A 21,639-nucleotide genomic window follows, 5' to 3' on the forward strand; every position below is an offset into this window, starting at 1 on the left:
AGTTTAGAAAATGAAAAAATGGGCTATGATCCCCGCTTTAACGCTATTGATGACTTTGCTGGGAGCCGGCATCGCCAGTGCGCATGTCACCGTGCTGCCCCAAGAAGCTACACAAGGAGCTTATGAGAAATTTACGGTACGGGTCCCTTCGGAGAAGGAGTCTGCGACAATAAAGGTGGAGGTGCGCTTCCCGGTGGAGGCGGTAACCGTCTCCCGCTTCGAGCCGAAGCCGGGCTGGACCTACGAGCTGGCCCGATCCGCAGATAATAAAATCACCGGTGTCACTTGGACCGCCACGGGAGACGGTCTGGGAGCAACGGAGTTCGGCGAGTTCAATATGTCCGGCAAAGTAGCCGACAACGCCACCGCCATCTCCTGGAAGGCATACCAAACCTACAAGGACGGCAGCGTTGTGGAGTGGGTCGGTGCGGCAGGCTCGGATAAGCCCGCTTCCGTGACGAAGGTGCTTCCGAAGCCGACGGGCGCGTCGGCTGACAGCCACGGGCATACGGCCGCTCCGGCAGCTGATGCGGCGCATCAGGAGACGGCAAGCGGCAGTTCGCAGCTTCCGCTGTACCTGTCTATTGCAGCACTTGTGCTGGGGGCGCTTTCCGTTGTTCTTTCGCTGCGACGCCGATAAGTGAAGATGAGCATTCTAGGGACTGGCTCCGATGGGGCCGGTTCTTTTTTTTGACTAAAATTTCGTCGATGGGGGAAGCTGGAAATGATGTATTTCGACAAATCATGACCAGGAGGCTTACCCTATGTTTCAACGCTTACGTACCAAAAAAACCGTCGTCCTGCTGTTAGTGAGTTTGCTGCTCTGTTTCACTGTTGCTACATCGGTATTTGCTTTCGGCAAGGGCGCTAAAGGCTCCGATGTGTATGCTGTGCAAGCGATGCTGAAATCGCTTGGATATTTTCAGGGGGATATTACAGGTTATTATGGAACGGCGACGGAATCGGCCGTCAAGAAATTTCAAAAGGCTTACGGCCTGCCTGTAACGGGGGCGGTGGATTATAAGACGCTGGAGTCTATTCTGTGGGCGTACGGGAGCTCCAAGAAGCCTCAGCAGCCTACTCCTTCACCTACTCCAACTCCTGCGCCGACACCAACCCCAGCTCCGACGCCGGCCCCAACTCCGGCACCAACGCCAGCGCCAACGCCAACGCCTCAGCAGCCGACCGAGAATCAATTATCTGCCGAGGAGCAGGAAATGATCGCTTTGGTCAATCAGGCGCGGCAAGCGGCCGGACTTCCTCCTCTGAATGCGGATCCGCTGCTGTCCAAGGTGGCCCGGTTGAAGAGTCAGGACATGGCGGACAAAAATTATTTCTCTCATCAGTCCCCGACCTACGGGTCGCCTTTCGATATGATGAAGCAATTCGGCGTCACCTATCGCACAGCCGGGGAGAATATCGCTTGCAACCAGAATGTGGCGAATGCCCATCAAGCGCTTATGAATTCGCCGGGTCATAAGGCCAACATTCTAAGTGCGGAATTCACGCATATCGGCATTGGGATCGTCGACGGCGGGCCATGCGGCAAAATGTTTACTCAAATGTTCATCGGCAAGTGATTGCTGACTCAAGTCCGAAGCGCAACGAACTAGTTGTGCTTCGGTTTTTTTCTGTTACAATAACAACCATGGCGGGTAATAGCATAAAGTATGGTAGAGGAGGACAAGCTAATATGCTGGCAACATTAATTAAGGAATTTAAGGAATTCGCCGTTAAGGGGAACATGATTGAGCTTGCGATCGGGGTCATTATCGGGGCTGCCTTCGGTAAGGTCGTCACCTCTATCGTCAACGATCTGATCATGCCGCCGGTGGGACTATTGCTTGGAAAGGTGAGCTTTACCGATCTATTCCTGAGCCTGGACGGGAATGCTTATCCTTCACTCGCGGCTGCTAAGGAAGCAGGCGCGCCGACGCTGAACTACGGTGTCTTTATTAACACCATGCTCGATTTCCTCATAGTATCCTTCGTTATTTTCCTGGTCGTTAAACAGCTCAACCGGTTCCGGAAAAAACAGGAGAAGCCGGATCCGAAGGCCGGGCTCAAGGCTTGCCCGGAATGCTTATCGGATATACCTAAGGAAGCGGCTCGCTGCAAGTATTGCACCTCACCGCAGCCTGCGAGATCTCCGGGTTTTAACCAATAGCTGAGCTTTTTATACTGCCCTTCATGAAATCATCGTGAAGGGCTTTTCTCATGTGCTGGAGGATGGGATTGACACGTAGCTTTGCTTCTGCTAGATTATACGTGTATTATACAACAATTGATTATATCACCAATTAGGAGGACGTCAGATGCAGCGAGAGGATGTAGTAGAGCTGCGAAACGTAATGCAGCAGTTTATCCGATCCTTTGGCCTTTTGGAGCAAACCAAAACACCGTGCGGTTTTTCTTTATCGCTGTCCCAAGTGTTCGCTCTTCAGGAGCTGGAGAAGACGACGCTTACGATAACGGAGCTGGCGGCAAGGCTTCAATTGGAACGGAGCTCCGTCAGCCGACTCATTGAAGGTCTTGTGAAGGGCGGCTTTGTTTCAAGGGAGCTGAATGAAAGCAATCGCAGGGAAGTAGTGCTTACTTTAACGGAGAAGGGGACAAGCTCCATTCGCAGAGTGCGCGACCAATCCGTGGCATTCTATCAATCCATTCTTGCTAGAATGTCCGAGGAGGAGCAGGCTCAGTTCGCGGCAAGCTTCAAGAGGTTCACTGCGTCTCTGACGGACGTTAGGAAAGACACTGGCGATGAGGGTAGGGCTGCTGATGCTGAGGGGGGAGAAGTATGATGCGTCGGCACATGCCCAGCAAGGAGGCCGCGGGAACGGTAGCCGCCTCGATTTCATCGATACTACTGTCGGTTATCGCTTCGTCCCATCACTGGCTTCACATGGGCATCCTGCTGCTGCTAGGCGGATCCGCTAACGCGTTGGCTTCTATGACCGGTATTCTGTGGATTCGCCGGGCAATGATGGTAGCGACAGTCATTACAACGGTTTTTGCTTTTTATCGTCTGATGCAGCGAAAGCACATGCCTTTGTGGATGAAATGGCTTTCCGCCCTATCCATCGGGGTCTCGGTTGGTTTTCTAGGCTATACTCTTGTCCAATTCGGCTGGTAAGCACAATGACAAGCTGCGAACCCTTGGATTCTCAATGTAAACGCCCATTTTTCATAGGATGAATCACCCTGTGGTGCTGCCCTTCATAAACTGAATTTGACTGTATCCCTAGACCTTGTAATTAAACAAATACCCGGGCAAGGAGGGGTGGCATCTTGAAGGGCAGCGACCATAAAAGCAAATTTTTGCTAACAAACCGCGAGCGCGAGGTTTTTGAACTGCTGGTGCAGGACAAAACAACCAAAGATATTGCGCAGCAGCTGTTTATCAGCGAAAAAACGGTACGTAACCATATCTCCAATGTAGTGTGTGATGTATCACGCACAAAATTGTCTGGAATGGGCGTTGTATTTCCCCAATAAGTGGCGACATCGAGAAGATTAAATCAAACATACCAATATACAAGCAGGAGTTTCAACGAAAAATGTAGAAATTAAACGTATTTAAGTATATTGGTAAGCTGTTTGAATTAACTCTTTATTGGGGGCAATCATGGATAAGTTAACATTACAACAACTCGAATCCCATCTTTGGGAATCCGCTAATATTCTGAGGGGAAGCATCGACTCCTCTGACTATAAGAACTACATATTCGGTATGTTATTTCTAAAGCGTCTGAACGACGTCTTTGTCGAGAAAGCCGAGCAAATTCAGCGTGAAGAAGGTGACGACTACGGGTGGCACGACCGCGATGAGCACCAATTCTTCGTCCCGGAACGTGCCCGTTGGTCACATTTGCGTTCAATCACGCAAGACATTGGGGCAGCCATCAACCACGCATTCGAACTGTTGGAAGAAGAAAATCCTACGCTGCAAGGCGTACTGGCAACAATTGATTTCAACGACAAGGAACGTCTGCCCGACGCTACTATTTCGCGGCTGATACAGCATTTTACCGCTATCGACCTATCAAACGGTAATTTGTCAGAGCCGGACATGCTGGGTCGTGCTTACGAATATCTGATTAAACAGTTTGCAGATGACGCTGGAAAAAAAGGCGGGGAATTTTACACGCCTTCCAAAGTCGTTGAACTAATCGTAAAGTTAATCAAACCGCAAGAAGGTATGCGTATTTGCGACCCAACAGCAGGTTCAGGCGGTATGTTGATTCAGTCCGTTGACTACATCAAAGCTACTGGTGGCAATCCACGTAACCTGACGTTGCACGGACAAGAGAAAAACTTGAATACATGGGCTATATGTAAAATGAATCTTCTATTGCACGGACTTAGCGACCACCGCATTGAAAAGGGCGATACAATACGCGACCCTAAGTTAGTGCAAGATGGCGAGCTAATGTTATATGACCGGGTTATTGCGAATCCACCGTTCAGCTTAAAGGGATGGGGACGTGAGGACGTTGAGTCAGACGGTTATGGGAGATTCCGCTTCGGTCTGCCCCCAAAGGACAAAGGCGACTTGGCGTTCGTTCAGCACATGACTTCTACGTTGAACCACGAAGGGAAAGCTGGCGTCGTTATGCCGCATGGTGTTTTGTTTCGCGGCGGTGCTGAGGGTATTATTCGCCAAGGTATTTTAGAGGAAGACATGCTGGAAGCTGTCGTAGGATTGCCGTCAAACCTGTTCTATGGAACTGGCATTCCAGCATGTATTTTGATTTTCAACCGTAAGAAAGACGCTAACAAACGTGGCAAGGTGTTCTTTTTGAACGGTGCGAGCAACTACCAAGAGGGCAAAAACCAGAACTTCCTACGTGACGAAGACATTCAAAAAATCGTTGCTGCATACGATGAATGGCAGGACAAGGACAAGCACTGCCGTGTCGTTGATTTGGATGAAATTCGCCGGAACGACTACAACTTGAACATTGCTAGGTATATCGACGCTACTGATGAAGAAGAACAGATTGACGTAGAGGAATCCATAAACGAGTTAAGACGCCTTGAGGTAGAACGGCGTCAAGTTGAGCTGGTAATGAACGTCTACCTGAAGGAGTTGGGCTATGGTGAGTGATTGGAAAAAGGCTCAACTACAAGATGTCGTATCGTTCGCTGATGGAACGTCGTTTCCGTTAGAATATCAAGGAATCCAGGATGGTTCGTTTCCGATATACAAGGTTGGTGACATGAACAAGGACGAAAACACCATCCATATGACTGTTTCGGATAATACCCTTACTCGGGAATCTGTCGGTAAATTGAAAGCTAAGGTGCATCCACCTGAAACAGTTATATTCCCAAAGGTTGGGGCAGCTTTGCTTACCAATAAACGTCGTATTCTCAGTCGTTCGTCTTTGTTTGATAACAATGTAATGGGTGTTGTCGCAAAAGAAGGGTTAGATTCTAAGTATCTTTACTACTTCATGAGTACGGTTGATTTCGCAAAACATGTACAGTCTGGAGCTGTACCTTCTGTGAACAAAACAATCGTGGGTTCGTTGGACATTCAGGTTCCGCCACTACTTGAACAACGTAAAATCGCCGCAATTTTAACGTCCATTGACGATGCCATCGCTGCCACTCAACGTATTATCGACCAAACCGAAGTTGTAAAGCTTGGCTTGATGCAGCAATTGTTGACGAAAGGAATTGGTCACACGACGTTCAAGCAGACAGAAGCTGGCGAGATTCCGACGGCGTGGGACGTTGTTCGATTAGAAGAGATTGCAACTGTTGAACGGGGAAAATTTTCACATCGTCCGAGGAACGACCCGAAGTTTTATGGTGGAGATATCCCGTTTGTACAGACAGGGGACGTGACGAGGTCAATCGGGTATCTTGAAATGCATTCACAGACGCTGAACGAATTAGGGTTATCAGTGAGTAGGTCTTTCCCAAAAGGGACAATTCTAGTCACTATAGCAGCAAATATCGGTGAAACTGCAATAGCCTCGTATGATGTATGCTTCCCTGACAGTTTGGTAGGAGTTATTCCTAACAGTGAAGTAAATGGTGAGTATCTGGAGTTAGCATTGCGGATGAAGAAAGATGCGTTAGATAAGGATGCAACTCAGAGCGCGCAAAAGAACATCAACTTACAAAACCTCAGACCCTTACTTCTTCCCTTGCCGCCGCTTGAAGAACAGAAGAAAATCGCTGGTACAATTTATGGCCTTGAATCGAAAATCAAGTCCGAAATGCGGCATCAAGATGCACTACTGAAATTGAAACAGTCACTAATGCAAGTCCTACTCACAGGTAAAGTCCGTGTCAACGTCGATGAACCGTCTGAGGTGTCCGTATGACGAGCGCACAGGATTGGAACGAAAAACAACTCGTTGAGAATCGTATCATTGACCAATTAAAGGGATTAGGTTACACGTACACTCATGGTTCTTACCTTGAAGGCGAACGTCATACATTACGAGACGTCGTCTTGCAACAACGTCTGGAAGACGCCATCAAGCGTATCAATCCGTGGATTAACGATAACAACTTGCGGAAGGTCGTCCGTGACTTTACCCACGTAGAAGCTGCAAGTCTTATGGAAGCTAACGAAGCCATTCATTACGACCTAGTTGAATATATCTCCATTGAACAGGACTTGGGGAAAGGCAAGAAGAACCAGACCGTCAGGTTAATTGACTTCGACAACATTGAGAATAACGAATTTTTGGTTGTTAACCAATTCAAGGTTAGCGGCGTTACAGATAATATCATTCCTGACGTTATTATCTTCGTTAATGGATTACCATTAGTTGTAATCGAATGTAAGAGTCCATTCATTACTAGCCCTATCGCCCAAGGTGTCAAACAATTGGAGCGTTATCAGACCGATGCAGACCGTCTGTTTTATTACAATGAAATCCTGATTAGTACCTGTGGGCAACAGGCTAAATATGCAACGATTGGAGCAAAGTTACGTCATTATGGCGAGTGGAAAGACCCGTATCCAATGACGGTGTCAGATTTAGGAGCCGAAGTGAATCCACAAGACGTTCTGGTCGCAGGAATGCTGACTAGACGCAATCTTTTGGATTTGATTCGAAACTTCATCGTCTATGAACCCGAAGGCGGACGCACTATCAAAAAGCTGGCACGTTACCAGCAATTCCGGGCAGTTAATAAAGCGATTGACCGTGTGGTGAACGCAGAGTCGCCCGAAGACCGCGGCGGCATAGTTTGGCATACTCAAGGCAGCGGTAAGTCGTTAACCATGCTCTACCTAGCGGTCAAGCTACGTCGTCAAGTCAAGCTGGAGAATCCGACGATTGTAATTGTAACAGACCGCAAAGACTTGGATTCGCAAATTACAAACACTTTCCGGCGTTGCGGTTTTCCTAATCCAATACAAGCTCAAAAGGTAGACACTAAAAGCAATGGTAACGAAAACGGTAAGAAAAAGGTACTTGGTCTTCGCCAACTGCTACGTCTTGGTTCGGGTCAAACTATCATGACAACCGTACAGAAATTCCAAGAAGCAGAATCCGATGAGGACATGGTACTAAGTACGGACAGCAACCTCTTTGTTATGGTTGATGAAAGCCATCGTACTCAATACAAGGGATTGGCTACAAACATGCGTACAGCGTTGCCAAATGCCTGCTATTTAGGTTTTACAGGTACGCCTATTGACAAGAAAGACAAAAGCACGACGAGAACATTCGGAACGTACATTGACACTTACTCAATTCAGCAAGCAGTTGATGACGGAGCAACTGTGCCCATCCTGTATGATAGCCGTATGCCTGACTTACAGGTTGAAGGACGTTCTCTGGACGCTTTATTCGACCGCATGTTTGCCAATTATTCAGCGGAAGACCGAGAACGTATCAAACAGAAGTACGCAACGTCAGAAGCAATTATAGCCGCGCCAAAGCGTATCGAAGCTATATGCATGGACATCATCGACCATTTTGAGAATTATATTGCGCCTAATGGCTTCAAAGCTCAAATCGTTGCGGTGAATAGGGAAGCGGCGATATTGTATAAGCAGACATTGGATAAGTTGAACGCCCCTGAATCTGTTGTAATCATTTCGGGCAACAACAACGACTCGGATGAATTGAAAAAATATCAGTTGGCCGAACATCAACAAAAGAATTACATCGACCGATTTAAGAACCCTGACGACAAGTTGCAGTTCATCATCGTCTGTGACATGTTACTTACGGGATTCGACGCTCCAATCGAGCAAGTGATGTATCTTGATAAGCCGCTACGTGAACACAATCTGCTCCAAGCAATTGCCCGCGTTAATCGTACCAATGACGGAAAGACTTATGGTCTAATTGTTGATTACTACGGCGTTTCAGCATTTTTGAAGCAAGCGTTAGATGTGTTTCATGATAAGGACGTTCGTGGAGCCATGATGCCGGTTGAATCCGAAATACCACGTCTGCAAAGTCGTCACCGTGCGGCGATGCGGTTCTTTGACCATGTGAACACAGAAAATTTGGAATCGTGCATTAAGGTGCTTGAACCAGAGGACGTTCGGACGGAGTTTGACCTGGCTTTCAAACGGTTATCGCAGAGCATGGATTTAGTGATGCCAAACCCGTTAGCGAATCCGTATAGGGATGACTTGAAGTTTCTAGGTAAGGTTCGATTAGCTGCAAAACAGCGTTTCCGCGATGAGGAAATGGATATTTCGGATTGCGGGGCTAAAGTGAAGGAACTTATTGAAGAACACGTTCGAGCGAACGCTATCGAGGTATTGCACGACCCAATTGATATACTTAGTAGTCGGTTCACTGAATATGTTGACGGCATGTCCTCGGATGAAGCAAAAGCGTCTGAAATGGAACACGCTATCCGTCATGAAATTCGTGTCAAACTCGACGAGAATCCTGTTCATTACATATCCCTAAAGGAAAAATTAGAGAAACTTATTCAAGACTGGAAGGAACATCGTCTGGAAACAGTTCAATTGGTTCTACACTTACAGGAACTTATTCGTGATGACATTCTAGGCTACAACACAGCTCAAGCAAGCTCTGGAATGGTTCGGGAACATCGTCCATTTTACGACCTTCTTCGTTCCGAATTTTCATCTGATACCGACGATGACGAACAATTGACCAACTTAACACAAATCGTCGTTGAGGATGTGTCCGCACTTCAAAAAATCCGCGATTGGACAACGAAAGAGGACGTTCAAAGAGAAATGCGGAGCCGTATTAAACGACAGTTGCGCGCCGCTAAATGTCCCGGAGACAAACTAGAAGCGGTCACGCAACAGGTGATGAATTTAGCGAAGGTGCATTTCAAGGCTTAGATGACTGTTATAGTTGTAACGTCGGGCCGTGTACCCTTAACCAATCCTTCCGTTCGTCGTAATCGGGCATTACGGACGCAACAACAGTCCAAAAGTCAGACGAATGGTCAGCATGAATCATATGTCCGAGTTCATGAACAATTACATAATCGACAATACGCATAGGAGCCATCAATATTCGCCAGTTGATATTGATGGTTCCGTTTTTTGTACAGCTTCCCCAACGTGATTGTTGGTCTTTCATAACAGTTTTAGACGGAGTTAAACCCAAACGTGGGGCGAACAACTTAATACGTTGCTGTACCTTTGAGTGACCTTGTTTTATGTACCAGTCACGAAACGCTATTCTTAGTTGTTCTTGACGCCATGTTGGACTGGACGACTTCGGGACTGACGCGATAAACTTACCATTCTGAAACGCCAATATAACGTCAGATGTGCTATCCGTAGCCGCGACCTTCAAACGATATTGTCTCCCCAAATAAGGGAATTTTTCACCGCTGATGAACTCGTGGCGCGTAGTTAATGGTTTTATTTCGTTGAACTCGGATAGTCGGCGTAAAATCCACGGTGCTTTCTGACGAAGAACGAGGTCAATACGTTCTTGGCTGATATTATCAGGCACAGTAACGGATACACCCGAAGTCCAATCGACGATAATGGAAACGTCTTTCTTGTTAGGTACATATTGAATTGAATACTCTATGGCAGAAGTGCCGTACGGAAATTTAGGCATACAGGGATTCCTCTCATGCGAACAAACTCTATATCCTATATTAACAAAATTTGAACGCCTGCGTGAACTGGAAGACGTTACATGTAATACCCGCGAGACGGTCAGAATACGTCCCACTTCGCCAAAAACGTCAAGTCCGCGCAAACACTTGCCCCGCTTGGCTTCTCACGATGTTTTAATGATGTTTCACTAGATGAAACCGGACGTTATAAATGAAATAGAAAAGCCGCCAAAACCGTCTTAGGCTTGGCGACTTTTTGCTTTAGCGCGTATCAACGTTGATTTACTTATTCCCGTCATGGCTTCGACTTGCGTATAGGAGTGGCGTTCCAGAAGCGATAAGGCATGTTCGATTTGCTTGCGCGTGAACTTCTTAGGACGACCTTCTCGGAAGTCAGGCGATTGCTTTGCGATTTCCTTACCTTCCTGCGTTCGTTCCACGATAAGGTCACGTTCAAATTGCGCGAATCCCGACATTATCGTAAATATCAAACGTCCGGTTGGTGTGTTCTCGATTAGCCCCATATTCAAAACGTGAACCTTTACGCCCTTCTCAAACAGTTCCTTAATCGTTGACAGCGCGTCGATTGCGGAACGGGCGAAACGGTCGAGCTTTGTTACGACGAGCGTATCGCCTTCCTTCAACGTCGAAAGCAGCGTTTCAAATTCGGGTCGTTCTTTGGTCGTCCCGGTAAACTTTTCGTGGAATATCTTATCGCAGTTCTCCGCCTTTAACGCTTCAATCTGCGCCGTCAAATCCTGCCCCTTCGTCGATACCCTTGCGTAACCGTATTTCGTTGGTTTCATATGTATTCGCCCCTTACTTTTGAATATAAGTTATGAATACGTCTTATACCTTGATTTTATTGGGTCGACGAAACGGTGTCAATACTCTAAAGTTATGATTACGTTTAACATCCGCCGTCACAATCAATGCATTCTAAACGACATATAGAAGCGGGAACGGCGCCACCACTTCGCCGTTTATACGCATAGCATAAAGACCACCTCCTACGGAAAGGCGTCGGCATATTGTCGGCGTCCTTTTCGTTGTAGAGGGGTATGCTCAACTTTCAGCAGACCCAACGAATATAAGACGTCAAAATGTCGTTTATGGCAAGGGCGTACCACCGGGGGGCTAGGGGGTATTTTGTTGACGAAAATCCCTTTACAATTTGCGTACTTTTTTTGAAATTTTGGGGCTTTGCTATAATTTTATTGTTTCGTATCGCAACGCTATGATTAAGGGGGAATATCATTGACCGACGCAGCTAAACTCTGGATTCAGGCGCTTAATTTCATCGCTGGTGAAGTCGATACCGTACCGTTCCAGACGTGGTTTAAGGATACATACGCGGAATACGACGGGGAATCATTCGTCATTGTTTGTCCTACGGCGTTTGCAAGGGAATGGCTAAGTGAGAAGTATTGCGAAGTTATCCTTTCAGCGGTAAAGCAAGCGACCGGGAACGATGCGGTTACGTTAACCATCCGTGCGTAGCTTATCGGAAAACCTATGTTGAAATAATGTTTGTCGTACTTGACAACGCATATACATAAGGGATAGGCCGGGGACAACGCATTTATTACGCTGCCCTATTGAGCTTCAATTTTCGTTTATAAGACGCCTTTTCCTCGCTCCGGTATCTTTCTCTCCCCGACCCTTAGACGCCCGAAATATCCTATATTTTGACCGTTATAAACGTCTTCCAACGACGGATATTGCATAGCGGCAAGGGGGATGGCAGGGGGGAGCCTGGGCGTTATTGTAAAGGCAAAAGTGGCTGTAATAAACGCATACCCCTGCGTCACAAACGAAGTCATGTTAACGACATAATGATACGAACGTTTCTCCGACGTTCCCGGCGTAATCCCCGACGCCTTCCCAACATTACCCCAGCGATATTGTTACCGCCGTACCCCTCGAATTAGGCGCCAATGGTCTTTCCTTGGCGTCTATTTCCCTTTGGTTCAAACTGTCTAGGTTTAACCTAGCTCGTAATGCACTTGGCGGAAGACAACATACATCAGTTGAACCTCTGATTATGCTGATTACACATGCGTCTGAAAGCGTTTTATAAGGGCACTCATTAAATGAGCATCCCTCTCGTCGTCTTCCAACGGCGTTACCGCCTTGTATGACGTATAAACGAAGGGGGGTCAATATTATTTAGCCTTATTCCGCCAAGCAAGCGTTCCAGCTTGGCGATTTCCTTCGCAATCGAATCGTTGTCACGCTTGTATTAGATATTAGCGTTGATTTCCTGATTTTTGACTAAGTAAAGCACTACGGACAATACCCCTAGCCGAGGTCAAAACGCAAAAGTCCGACAAGTATCCTCCGGTCGTCAGGGGTCGCCGGGGTAACGCTGAAAAGCCGCGCCAATACTGGATTTTTTCGACGTCAATAAAAGTTCATAAAATGTTCACATTTTCAATATTGTTTTTTGCTTGTTTTGCCCACCTATATAACGTAGACATAAACGTTAATATGGCGTTAAGGTAAAACGTAAAGGTTAAACGTTGAGAATAACGATTATGGTTTTAGATTTAAGTTCGCTTCGATAGAAGCGCCGTAAGGATTTAAGGCAAAGTATGTCCTTCGGACAAAAAGAAGAATATCGCCTTCGGCGACTGCTACGCAGACACTCTAAATTTCAATACCATAATCTTCGTTGAAAAGAATAACGACATAATAATATATAAAAACAAATACCAAAGTTCCGCGGCGTCCCCCTTCGCTCCCTAACCGGGGTTGACGTTGCTTTTTTTTATTTCTTTACTTGTCAAAATATTTGATAGCCCATATATGTAATGTGCGAGCTTCCTTGCGAATGCTGTTTCGCGGTTGCCCCTGACGAAAAGCTGACCCGCACATTATGCGTATCAGGTAAAACAACGCAAATACCCGCGCTTTGCCCCGACGGTTTCCGTTTGGGGCTTTTTTCTTTACCCTTTATATCCAATTTTTTGACTAGGGGGTGTGTAACGGAATGAAACATCTGGACGGAACCGAAATCCGACTTATTCGCCGAACCGCGGGATTAACGCAAACTGAATTTGGAAACCGAATCGGGTTGACGTACAGCACTATTTCCAAAATTGAACGTGGTGATTTAGCGGCGACGGAAGAAACAGTTCGCCATATTTGCCGGGTATTCAACGTTGATAAAGAAAGGCTCAAAGCGCTTAAATCCGCGGCGAAACCATTCGGCGAAGGGGGTCTCTAATATGGCGTTAAAAGACGTTTCCTACGTCTTGGACACCGCTACTAATGACGACTTGACCAACGAAGCAATTCTTGAAGCGGTTCGCGCTTTGTTCGTTGGTGGAGTTGACTTAAACGGGAATCTCAAAATGACGCCGTTTAATCGGCGCTGGTTATCGTTTGAAAGCTTCCTCGAAGACTTTCCAGCATACGAAGACCTTAAACGTCGAGCAATCGAGAACGACATCCAAAACAATGCGGGATTACCGCGGAAAAAATCGAAGCTGAAAAATGCTTGTACGGACAAACGGAAATACAACTTTCCAAAACCAACCAAGGGGGAATGTTTGAATGGGAATTAAAGACTTGTTTCAAGAGTTCAGGGCAATAAAGGAACGCTTCGATACGCGTTTTGCCGAAAATAAAAAACGGGCGGAAATGTTGAGTGCCGAGCTTCGGGAATTGAAAGCGAAATATGACGATAGGCTTTATCAAGAAGAAGCGGGTGGAGATATTTTTACCGCAGAGGAACAGGCCGAGTTAAAAAAGCGCATTCGGGAAATTGCCGACGAAATCGAAGAACTTGAAAAACGAAATAACTTCAACCGTCGCGGGCGTACCCAAGCGTTGATTGAACTTATCCCGGCGATGAAGGAACGCGCCGAGAAGCGCCGAGCCGAGCTGGTTAAGGAACATGAAGCGCAAGCTGAACGCGTCAAACGTTGCTTGGCGGAATATTTGCTCGCCGTTAAGGGCTTGCATGACGTCGAAATCGAAATTAAAAAGGCAAACGCCGAGTTTACTGAATTGGCGCAGGAAGTCGGAGAAAAGCCAGGATTAGCAACGCCACCGTCGATTTCATTCTATCGTTATACAACGGGTGGATTCCGCAACGGTCAAATGGTTCCGTCGGTTCCTTATGACGGCGGTGAATATGGCGTACTTCCCCAAACGGTGACGGACGCCTACAAGGATGGAAAGTTACCCGCATGGGTCAATGCTTACAAAGGGGGGAATTAAACCATGACAAAGACAAGTCACGATATAAAAAACGATATTGCAAAACGCGACGCCGAAGCGCAAAGTATTCGGGAACTGTTATCCGCGGGGTACGCAGCTACAAGTGGTCAGGTCGTAAACGAAGCGGAGGAAAGACGGAAAGCACACCAAGCGGATATTCGCAAACGTATTGACGCTGGGGAACACGTTTCCGCTGCTGAATTATTCATGTATGGTTACGCCAAGGCGGACGAAGCGCGAAAAGCGCAAGAAGCAAAAACTACTATGACCCTTACTGCGGAACAGTTAGCGGGTATCAAAGATAATTCGAGTCGCTCGACGAAGGAAGCCCCCAGCAACGCGGGTGTAACCTTCGAATACGAACAAGGTGACAAAGCTAAGATTGATGCCCTTCAAAAGCAGCTTGAAGCGATTAGCGCTGAACTTGCGAAATATATGAATCAATAAACAAGGCGTCGTTACTTTCGCGGCGCCATTACTGTCTTCGTGACAAAATTATAAGGGGGTCTAAACACATGAAACATATTTTATCCGTCGCTAGTCGCGTAAACGGTGCGGCTAACGTTAAGCTTATCAACCACGTTGAAACTAATAGCGGCTCAAGCGGTATTGACTTCAAAGGCAAAGCCGTCATTTCGAACATTTCCACAGGTGAAACCGTGTCGGTTATCGTTGACGGTAGAGAAGTATTGAGCGCCAATGCCGACGGTACTTATACGTTCCAATTCCGTACTTCGCCGCGCGGGTTCCAAGAAACGGTCAACATTGGCGTTTCGGTTACAAACGAGGGCGTTTGCGACATGGAACTTTCCTTAAACGCTTAATATACAAGGGTGTCGGGGTCTCCCCGGCTCCTTTTTTTGTATTAGGGGGCGGTTGTATGACAGACCAAGAGTGTTGGAGCGAAGTCAACCAGCTTTTAAGTGAAATCAGCGTTGCCCTTTATGGATTCGATATTTACATGGCTATGAACTACGCGGAAAGAACCGCTTTCGCATCGTCAGAGGAAGCAGCTAAAATACGGGCAATCCATCAAGAAAAATGGCGCAGGGAAGCCGCAGTAAGACGGGCAAAAATGACGTCCGAAGAACGTGAAAGTCATGACAAGGAAATGCGTTTACTAAACCTTGAACTGGAAAAGGTAAATCGCGAAATCGAAGCGTTTGAAAGGCGCTATAAGAAGCGCACGCGTTCGGGAAAGTAAACACGCATCGTCAAAAGCAACGCGTCAGGGGGGGTAAAAGATGAATGAAGATGTGAGAAATAACGACCAACCAGCAACCGAAGAAATCGACCCGCGCCCATACATGAAGGGTCTTACTGTAACGGAAATCAGGGCGGTCGAGCTGCTTGCACGTAAGTCACCGCAACAATCATTTCGCGAAATCGCTAATACGTTGGGAATTTCGGAAAGACACTTGCGAAGAATCCGCGACAAACGACAAGTTGAATTTGCGGTGCGGGAACGGGCGCTTGAAATTCAATCGGAAGACTTACCCGACGTTCTAAGCGCACTTGCGAAGAAGGCCAAGCGCGGCGACCTTAAAGCGATTGAAATGTATCTCGTTATGCAGGGAATCAACGTCAACAAGTCGGAGGTCGTCCAGAAGGTTCACAACGTTTCTGAACCGCTAGAAAAGCTGTCTGACGCTGAACTTGACGCCGAACTGGAAGCGTTGAGAAAGGAAGTAATGGGCGGCAACGTCGTGAAGTTCCACAATCGAAAAAAGAATGCAAACTAACATGCCAATGTCGGCAGGTCGTTTTTTTTTTGCAAAAAAAATAACGCCCCATCATTGGGACGCCATCCCCCTAAAAAGGGACGCAAATCAAAGTTAGGCAAAATGGGGAAGGAAGTTACAGCTTCCGTAATATTCCCTGTTGAGATTATAGCAAAATTATTCAATTGAAAACAACAACCTTCTTCTGTCACAAACTCCCCGCCCTTAACGACATAAGAACGCAACCAAAAACGAATTTAGGAGGTTGCGAACTTATGAGAACAATTGAAGCGCCTGCCGTCCTTATTTATTTCTGTAACGTTGGACAGTCCGTCAAGCATACGGTAGTAGTGGGCGGGTGAGGATGATGAAGCGTAAGAAAATCAAGATTAACTTCATTCCGACACAAGGCGACGTTGTTGAAGTAGTTACGAATATAATCAAAGCAAATGTCAAAACGGTCTTGGCAAAGCATGGGGCTTGTATTAAAATAGGGGTCGAAGAAATCATTCGTAATCATACAAAGGTGTGAAGTGTGATATGGCGAAAAATATAGCACTTAAAGTTAAGGCGCGGGCTTATGTTCGCGTCTCTACGCTTAAGGAATCCCAAAAGGATAGTCCTGAACACCAAGAAGCGTATATCCGCGAAATGGCAGCGAAGGACGGCATAAGCATCGAACACGTTTACTTAGATAGGGATACAGCTACAACGATTATCGCGCGTGAAGACGTTCAGAAGATGGTTAATGACGCTAAGGCGGGCATGTTTAATACGATTTACTTCGTATCCCTTTCCCGTTTTAGCCGTGACGCCTTGGACGCAATTTCATTAAAGCGTATTCTCGTTAATGCTTTGGGTATCCGCGTTATTTCAATCGAAGACAATTACGATTCGGGAACGAATGACGACGAAATGTTATTCGGCATAATTTCCACCGTAAACCAAAAACAGTCGGAAACAATAAGCACATCATCGAAGCGGGGAATACGCCAGTCGGCAAGAAAAGGTAATTTTACGGGTTCTATCGCGCCTTATGGCTATAAGAAGGTCGTCGCCGAGGACGGCAGGAAGACGCTTGAAATTGTCCCCGAACACGCAGAAATAGTACGCGAAATCTATGACCTTTACGTAAATAGCGGTATGGGCGAAAAAGCCATAACAATATTTCTTAATTCTCCGGAACGCACGGTTCCAAGCCCGAAGAAAGGGGAAGCCTGGGGGATAACAACGGTTCAACGTATTTTACAAAATGAAAATTATACAGGCTACACGGTATTCAGTAAGTTGGAATCGAAACAGGTTTACGAAGATATTTCCGATTTACAGAACCGACGGAAAAAATTAACTTGGCGCGATAAGGACGAATGGGAAAAAACAGACTTTCAAACGCATGAGCCGATTATTTCCGTTGAAATGTTCAATGAAGCGCAAAGGATACGTCAAATCCGCGGTGGCGGTAAGCGCGGCGGACAACGCAAATTAGTTAATGCGTTCGCGAAGCTGATATTCTGTAAGCATTGTGGGGCGGCTATTGTCGCCATGACAAGCGTGAGGAAAAATAAGCGTAGCGAAAAACGGTATACTTACCTAATGTGTAGTAAGCGGCGTCGTCAAGGGGAAGCGGGTTGTAAGAATAACTGTTGGATTCCATATGAAGAATTTCGGGACGAGCTTATACGGTTGGTCGTTGAACGTATGAACAGGGTGGTCAACTTGGAGACCTTCAACAACCAATTTTCTGAGAACACCGAACACTTGACACAAGACTTGGACAAAGAAATAAAACGGTTAGAAAAAATCACAAATGACAATCGCCGATTACTTTTTGAATTACGGCGTCAACACATGCTTAACGAAATTGACGATTCGCAATATACTTTTGAAAAGGAAATCTACGAAAAGGAAATATCAGAAGTTGAAGCGAAGAAGGAAGCTCTAAAAGGTAAAATCGAGCAGCGACGTGACCTAGAACGCTTACGGAAGGACGTAAAGAGCGCTCTAGCGGAACTAAATGAATTGAAAAATTACGATGACATTGACTATCTTCGAATAGTCATGGCGAAGCTTATCGACAGAATAGAAATAAATTTAGATGGAGAAGCCGACGTTTACTCCGTATTAGGTCAGATTTAGGGGCAATAATAGCCCCTTTTTTAATGTCTATTTTATTGTGTGCTACAAAACATATCTCGAACGTCATGCAGAAACTAAACGTCAAAGGACGTTCGCAGGCGGTTGTGGAACTAATCAAACTAGGGGAATTAACGATCTGAGGATTCTCCAATAGCGAACCGATCCGGCCTTCTCTTTATGCCTCGTATGGGCATGAAGAGAAGGTTTTTGGTGCTTGTGGGGGGGGATGTGGCAAGAAGCTGAAACGGAAATGTTGACTTACGTAGCGTGCGGCCTAAGTAATCGGCTGATTGCCGAGGAGCTGGGCATTACGGAGAACAAGAAAAGTGCTATGATCCCCAGCTGCTGCTTTATGTTATAGAATAACTAATTTGCATTTTTTCAAAATCCACCTTCAGCCCGGTCTGCAGCATATAATCGATTCCAATGATGCCAGCAAATCCATAAGGCTCATGAATCGAACCGAGCTGTAAACGAAACGAAGGCAGGCTTACAAAGTCAATCCTGATATCGCGAACCCACTGCTCGTAACAGGCCTCACTGGTTCCGCCTATTCCATACATCCGCTTTACCGTTCCGTTGATGAAGTCAGGATACAAACCGAGAGCTGCCAGTACATCCGTATCAAAAACAGTAGCGGCACAGCCCGTATCAAATAGCACATCAGTTAGTTCGATGGTACGGTTATTATACTCCATGGATAAAGAAACAATAGGCAGCCCACGAATCATCCGAATCTGCATCAGTGCTGCCTCACCCCGGAAAAGAACTCTTCAACCACTTCCACGTTCTCGCGGCTAGTATGGAAAATATATAGCTCTCGCCCTGGGTCATCTTTGTGATACTGCTTGTACCCTTCCCAAGCTTCCATGGAGTCCTTATATTCGTTCACTACGGACATTTCCTCAATGATACGAATCCGGTTTTGGGAGGTCGCTTTAAGAGCCTCAACCAGCACAAGACGATTCGGATAAATTTTAGTGATTTCGTTCCATTTCATGAGCAATCACCCCTTGTGGCTTGGATAGAATAAGTATACCATAAGCCCTGAGGGAGAAACATCGGTTGTACTTCGGTTGTGGAACTAATCAAACTAGGGGAATTAACGATCTGAGGATTCTCCAATAGCGAACCGATCCGGCCTTCTCTTTATGCCTCGTATGGGGCATGAAGAGAAGGTTTTTGGTGCTTGTGGGGGGGGGGATGTGGCAAGAAGCATATGCCCCAATCGATGGTTACTTGCGATAAAACCATTGGTAGAAGAGGTGCGACATACTAAACGTAACGAGCAGGGTGATCCAGGACCAGAGGCCGGACCAATCCAAATACCGGATGAGCCCGGTATAACGCTCGATCAATACTTCCACGATACTCATCCAAGTCGGCCAGATCAGGTACCAACCGACTTTATTCATCCAACCTTTGGTATGGGGAAATCTAAGTATAAAGATGACACAGGTGGCAGGGTAAATAAAATATTCAAAGGCAAAGCTGCTTTTCGTTGCGTAGGCGAATTCCCGGATAGGATATTCGATGAGTTTAAGCTCTGCGACGATAAGGCCGAACAACCCCGTAACAGCATGTGTAAACAAAAAAATGACAAGGGCTTCGCGAACTTTACCCCTGGGGGTAAAGATGACTACCAGAAGTGCTGCTAGAATCCAGCAGGATATTAATACCGATCTATTCATTAGCATGAATGCCATGGTTGTTGTGCTCACTCCCGGAAAATAGGCAATGAGTCTTATCTTCACCATAAACTAGAACTTTATTCGATGTTCCCAAACGAATAAAACCACTCCCGAAGAGTGGTTCACCAAAAAAACAGCTTTAAGGACAAATACACCATTACGGCTAGCAGCGACCAAACGAGCAAGAACTGACCAGGGGTTAGCTTTTCGATGAATCGCATAGCCTCAGCTCCTTCAGATAAAGGGTATAACCATTGTAGGCGATAACCCGGGAGCTTACAACGAAGAGAAATGTCTACTTTTGTAAGGCGACAAGACGTATCGATTGCCTGTAAGTCGTCAAGTGATTCCGATTGCGGTGATTAGGGAGCCTTCCGTTCCACCCGTACAGGGTCCTTTTCCCCGGTAGCTTCCTTCTTAAGATTATTGATAACGGCTCCCACGACGTCGCTTATCCCATCAGTCGCAGCAACACCGGGCTCGCCCTCAGGGATGCCGAAATTCGCATTGTCTTTAATATCATCCATGCAGAGCACTCCTTCCAATCAGCTTGGGAATGCTCTTAGGGTTGCCAACATTCTACACCTTATGCATGCAAAGGGAAGCGCTTATACGTTATAATCCATACGGGCGTCCGCGGCAATGATGAGCTTTCGCTCCACCTTGTTATATGTGATGGCGCCGTCCGATGAATAGTACCATGATTTCTGGTTTTGCCGTTCCTCATCCACTACGAAAATATTCAGCTCCAGCCGATTCTTTATCAGCTCTTCAGCCAACTCCTCTTCGGCAAGGTCGATAGTGAATGTCCAGCCGTTCTCCGAACGCGCTAAATCAAAGGCAGTCTGGTGCTTCTCCGAGTCCAGAAAAAGTCGTCCTCCCACCGCATGGCGTATATACATTCGCATGATGCCGGTCCCCCTGTTCAGTAATTAGATGTGTACAATTGGAAAGTAACTTGACGAAAGTAAGTGTATCACATTACAATGCAGGCATAAAGGAAAAGCTTATACCCAAATCCATATGGACCGAAGGAGCATCCTATGATCAAAATTTACCCCGCCGCCTCACGTTACTCGGCCGATCACGGCTGGCTGCAGTGCAACTTCAGCTTCTCTTTTGCCGACTATTACGACCCGGAGAATGTGCAATTCGGACCGCTGCGGGTCTTTAACGATGATTACATACAGCCTATGGAGGGCTTCGGTACCCATCCTCACCGTGATATGGAAATTGTCACCTTCGTTGTGAAGGGCCAGCTCCAGCATGAGGACAACACCGGGGGCAAGGAGGTGCTTCGACCGGGCGAGGTGCAGCGCATGACCGCAGGCACCGGGATCCTCCACTCGGAAATCAACTCGTCGCCGGATGAAGTGGCGAATACGCTGCAGCTGTGGTTCCTCCCAAGCGAGAGGGGGCTGACTCCGTCCTATGAGCAGAAGGCCTATGATGCTCGGTCAGCGTTGAACGCTCTGCTTCCCGTCGTATCCAACCGGATTCGCACGGAGAGTACGGTTCATATTCATCAGGATATGACCATTTATATGTCGCAGCTCGAAGCGGGGCGCGAGCTCTCTTTCACCCAGCAGCCGGATCGCAAGATGTACCTGTTTGTCATTGAGGGGGACGTGACGCTGAACGGAGAAGCCAAGCTGAGCAGAAGGGATGCCGCTCGCATGACCGGTCTGTCGGAGCTGTCGATCGCGTCGGAGTCGGGGGCTCATTTCATGTTTATGGATCTGCCCGCGTAAGCTCTCCCGGTAGCGCATGCACGTCATATGAAAAGAAAGCGAAGCCTAACCCAGCCATGCTGCGGC

General features: G+C 46.8%; 27 protein-coding genes and 1 pseudogene. 21 read left to right on the top strand and 7 right to left on the bottom strand.

All coding sequences use genetic code 11. The features are described 5' to 3' along the window. The first annotated feature begins 10 nt into the window (after positions 1–10). The 9 genes from RAC89_RS18095 to RAC89_RS18135 all read left to right on the top strand — a co-directional run bounded on the left by RAC89_RS18095 (position 11) and on the right by RAC89_RS18135 (position 9,310). A complete protein-coding gene (locus tag RAC89_RS18095; protein ID WP_306615133.1) occupies positions 11–640 on the top strand; it encodes a YcnI family copper-binding membrane protein in 630 nt (209 codons plus the stop codon). Between the two features lie 124 nt (positions 641–764). Continuing rightward, positions 765–1,580, top strand: a complete 816-nt coding sequence (locus RAC89_RS18100; RefSeq protein ID WP_306615134.1) for a peptidoglycan-binding protein — start codon at positions 765–767, stop codon at positions 1,578–1,580. A gap of 113 nt (positions 1,581–1,693) precedes the next feature. Further along, the gene (mscL, locus tag RAC89_RS18105) at positions 1,694–2,167 is read left to right on the top strand and encodes a large-conductance mechanosensitive channel protein MscL (RefSeq protein ID WP_306615135.1); all 474 of its coding nucleotides are present in this window, start codon (positions 1,694–1,696) and stop codon (positions 2,165–2,167) included. A gap of 148 nt (positions 2,168–2,315) precedes the next feature. Continuing rightward, a complete protein-coding gene (locus tag RAC89_RS18110; RefSeq protein ID WP_306615136.1) occupies positions 2,316–2,801 on the top strand; it encodes a MarR family winged helix-turn-helix transcriptional regulator in 486 nt (161 codons plus the stop codon). Then, positions 2,798–3,133, top strand: a complete 336-nt coding sequence (locus tag RAC89_RS18115; RefSeq protein WP_306615137.1) for a hypothetical protein — start codon at positions 2,798–2,800, stop codon at positions 3,131–3,133. The genes RAC89_RS18110 and RAC89_RS18115 overlap by 4 nt, the downstream gene beginning before the upstream one ends. Positions 3,134–3,288: 155 nt before the next feature. Then, complete coding sequence (locus tag RAC89_RS18120) at positions 3,289–3,495, top strand: helix-turn-helix domain-containing protein (RefSeq protein ID WP_306615138.1); 207 nt, start codon at positions 3,289–3,291, stop codon at positions 3,493–3,495. 130 nt (positions 3,496–3,625) lie between these two features. Beyond that, positions 3,626–5,107 carry a type I restriction-modification system subunit M gene (locus RAC89_RS18125; protein WP_306615139.1) on the top strand — a complete coding sequence of 494 codons (1,482 nt, stop codon included), beginning with the start codon at positions 3,626–3,628 and terminating at the stop codon, positions 5,105–5,107. Further along, positions 5,097–6,338 carry a restriction endonuclease subunit S gene (locus RAC89_RS18130; protein WP_306615140.1) on the top strand — a complete coding sequence of 414 codons (1,242 nt, stop codon included), beginning with the start codon at positions 5,097–5,099 and terminating at the stop codon, positions 6,336–6,338. The genes RAC89_RS18125 and RAC89_RS18130 overlap by 11 nt, the downstream gene beginning before the upstream one ends. Next, the gene (locus tag RAC89_RS18135) at positions 6,335–9,310 is read left to right on the top strand and encodes a type I restriction endonuclease subunit R (protein WP_306615141.1); all 2,976 of its coding nucleotides are present in this window, start codon (positions 6,335–6,337) and stop codon (positions 9,308–9,310) included. The genes RAC89_RS18130 and RAC89_RS18135 overlap by 4 nt, the downstream gene beginning before the upstream one ends. Positions 9,311–9,317: 7 nt before the next feature. Here RAC89_RS18135 and RAC89_RS18140 read toward each other — a convergent pair whose 3' ends face one another. Together RAC89_RS18140 and RAC89_RS18145 are read right to left on the bottom strand one after the other, a co-directional pair. Then, the gene (locus RAC89_RS18140; protein ID WP_306615142.1) at positions 9,318–10,046 is read right to left on the bottom strand and encodes a M48 family metallopeptidase; all 729 of its coding nucleotides are present in this window, start codon (positions 10,044–10,046) and stop codon (positions 9,318–9,320) included. Between the two features lie 240 nt (positions 10,047–10,286). Further along, positions 10,287–10,853, bottom strand: coding sequence for a recombinase family protein (locus RAC89_RS18145; RefSeq protein ID WP_306615143.1), 567 nt, complete (start codon positions 10,851–10,853; stop codon positions 10,287–10,289). Positions 10,854–11,304: 451 nt separating this feature from the next. Here RAC89_RS18145 and RAC89_RS18150 point away from each other — a divergent pair, with 451 nt between their 5' ends. From RAC89_RS18150 to RAC89_RS18200, 11 genes and pseudogenes are all read left to right on the top strand, one after another. Then, complete coding sequence (locus RAC89_RS18150) at positions 11,305–11,547, top strand: DnaA N-terminal domain-containing protein (RefSeq protein ID WP_306615144.1); 243 nt, start codon at positions 11,305–11,307, stop codon at positions 11,545–11,547. A gap of 1,492 nt (positions 11,548–13,039) precedes the next feature. Next, positions 13,040–13,276: a helix-turn-helix domain-containing protein gene (locus RAC89_RS18155; RefSeq protein WP_306615145.1), complete on the top strand. Its 237-nt coding sequence runs from the start codon at positions 13,040–13,042 to the stop codon at positions 13,274–13,276. A gap of 1 nt (position 13,277) precedes the next feature. Beyond that, positions 13,278–13,616 (top strand): hypothetical protein, encoded by a 339-nt coding sequence (locus RAC89_RS18160; RefSeq protein ID WP_306615146.1) that lies wholly within the window; start codon positions 13,278–13,280, stop codon positions 13,614–13,616. Beyond that, complete coding sequence (locus RAC89_RS18165) at positions 13,606–14,274, top strand: hypothetical protein (RefSeq protein WP_306615147.1); 669 nt, start codon at positions 13,606–13,608, stop codon at positions 14,272–14,274. The genes RAC89_RS18160 and RAC89_RS18165 overlap by 11 nt, the downstream gene beginning before the upstream one ends. Positions 14,275–14,277: 3 nt before the next feature. Beyond that, positions 14,278–14,721 (top strand): hypothetical protein, encoded by a 444-nt coding sequence (locus tag RAC89_RS18170; protein ID WP_306615148.1) that lies wholly within the window; start codon positions 14,278–14,280, stop codon positions 14,719–14,721. A 68-nt stretch (positions 14,722–14,789) separates the two neighbouring features. Next, the gene (locus RAC89_RS18175; RefSeq protein ID WP_306615149.1) at positions 14,790–15,098 is read left to right on the top strand and encodes a hypothetical protein; all 309 of its coding nucleotides are present in this window, start codon (positions 14,790–14,792) and stop codon (positions 15,096–15,098) included. A gap of 56 nt (positions 15,099–15,154) precedes the next feature. Continuing rightward, entirely contained in the window at positions 15,155–15,478 is a 324-nt protein-coding gene (locus tag RAC89_RS18180; protein WP_306615150.1) for a hypothetical protein, read from the top strand. 40 nt (positions 15,479–15,518) lie between these two features. Next, positions 15,519–16,016 (top strand): phBC6A51 family helix-turn-helix protein, encoded by a 498-nt coding sequence (locus RAC89_RS18185; RefSeq protein ID WP_306615151.1) that lies wholly within the window; start codon positions 15,519–15,521, stop codon positions 16,014–16,016. 343 nt (positions 16,017–16,359) lie between these two features. Further along, a complete protein-coding gene (locus tag RAC89_RS18190) occupies positions 16,360–16,527 on the top strand; it encodes a hypothetical protein (RefSeq protein WP_306615152.1) in 168 nt (55 codons plus the stop codon). 8 nt (positions 16,528–16,535) lie between these two features. Beyond that, positions 16,536–18,131, top strand: a complete 1,596-nt coding sequence (locus tag RAC89_RS18195; protein WP_306615153.1) for a recombinase family protein — start codon at positions 16,536–16,538, stop codon at positions 18,129–18,131. A gap of 50 nt (positions 18,132–18,181) precedes the next feature. Next, positions 18,182–18,271: pseudogene (locus tag RAC89_RS18200) on the top strand (LuxR C-terminal-related transcriptional regulator); the annotation flags it as partial. Between the two features lie 210 nt (positions 18,272–18,481). Here the strand turns inward: RAC89_RS18200 and RAC89_RS18205 are convergent. The 5 genes from RAC89_RS18205 to RAC89_RS18225 form a co-directional block, all read right to left on the bottom strand. Next, positions 18,482–18,874 carry a pepsin/retropepsin-like aspartic protease family protein gene (locus RAC89_RS18205; protein WP_306615154.1) on the bottom strand — a complete coding sequence of 131 codons (393 nt, stop codon included), beginning with the start codon at positions 18,872–18,874 and terminating at the stop codon, positions 18,482–18,484. Continuing rightward, complete coding sequence (locus RAC89_RS18210) at positions 18,874–19,131, bottom strand: hypothetical protein (RefSeq protein ID WP_306615155.1); 258 nt, start codon at positions 19,129–19,131, stop codon at positions 18,874–18,876. Before RAC89_RS18210 ends, RAC89_RS18205 begins: the two co-directional genes overlap by 1 nt. A 235-nt stretch (positions 19,132–19,366) precedes the next feature. Further along, complete coding sequence (locus RAC89_RS18215) at positions 19,367–19,888, bottom strand: CBO0543 family protein (protein ID WP_306615156.1); 522 nt, start codon at positions 19,886–19,888, stop codon at positions 19,367–19,369. 296 nt (positions 19,889–20,184) lie between these two features. Continuing rightward, positions 20,185–20,349, bottom strand: coding sequence for a hypothetical protein (locus RAC89_RS18220; protein WP_284637769.1), 165 nt, complete (start codon positions 20,347–20,349; stop codon positions 20,185–20,187). 81 nt (positions 20,350–20,430) lie between these two features. Then, positions 20,431–20,730, bottom strand: a complete 300-nt coding sequence (locus RAC89_RS18225) for a hypothetical protein (protein ID WP_306615157.1) — start codon at positions 20,728–20,730, stop codon at positions 20,431–20,433. A gap of 135 nt (positions 20,731–20,865) precedes the next feature. Between RAC89_RS18225 and RAC89_RS18230 the strand changes: the two genes are divergently transcribed. Beyond that, on the top strand, positions 20,866–21,573 hold the full coding sequence (locus RAC89_RS18230; protein WP_306615158.1) for a pirin family protein: 708 nt from the start codon (positions 20,866–20,868) through the stop codon (positions 21,571–21,573). Positions 21,574–21,639: the final 66 nt, after the last annotated feature.

The sequence above is a fragment of the Paenibacillus sp. GD4 genome (assembly GCF_030846225.1).
In the GTDB taxonomy this organism is placed as follows: Bacteria; Bacillota; Bacilli; order Paenibacillales; family NBRC-103111; genus Paenibacillus_G; species Paenibacillus_G silviterrae.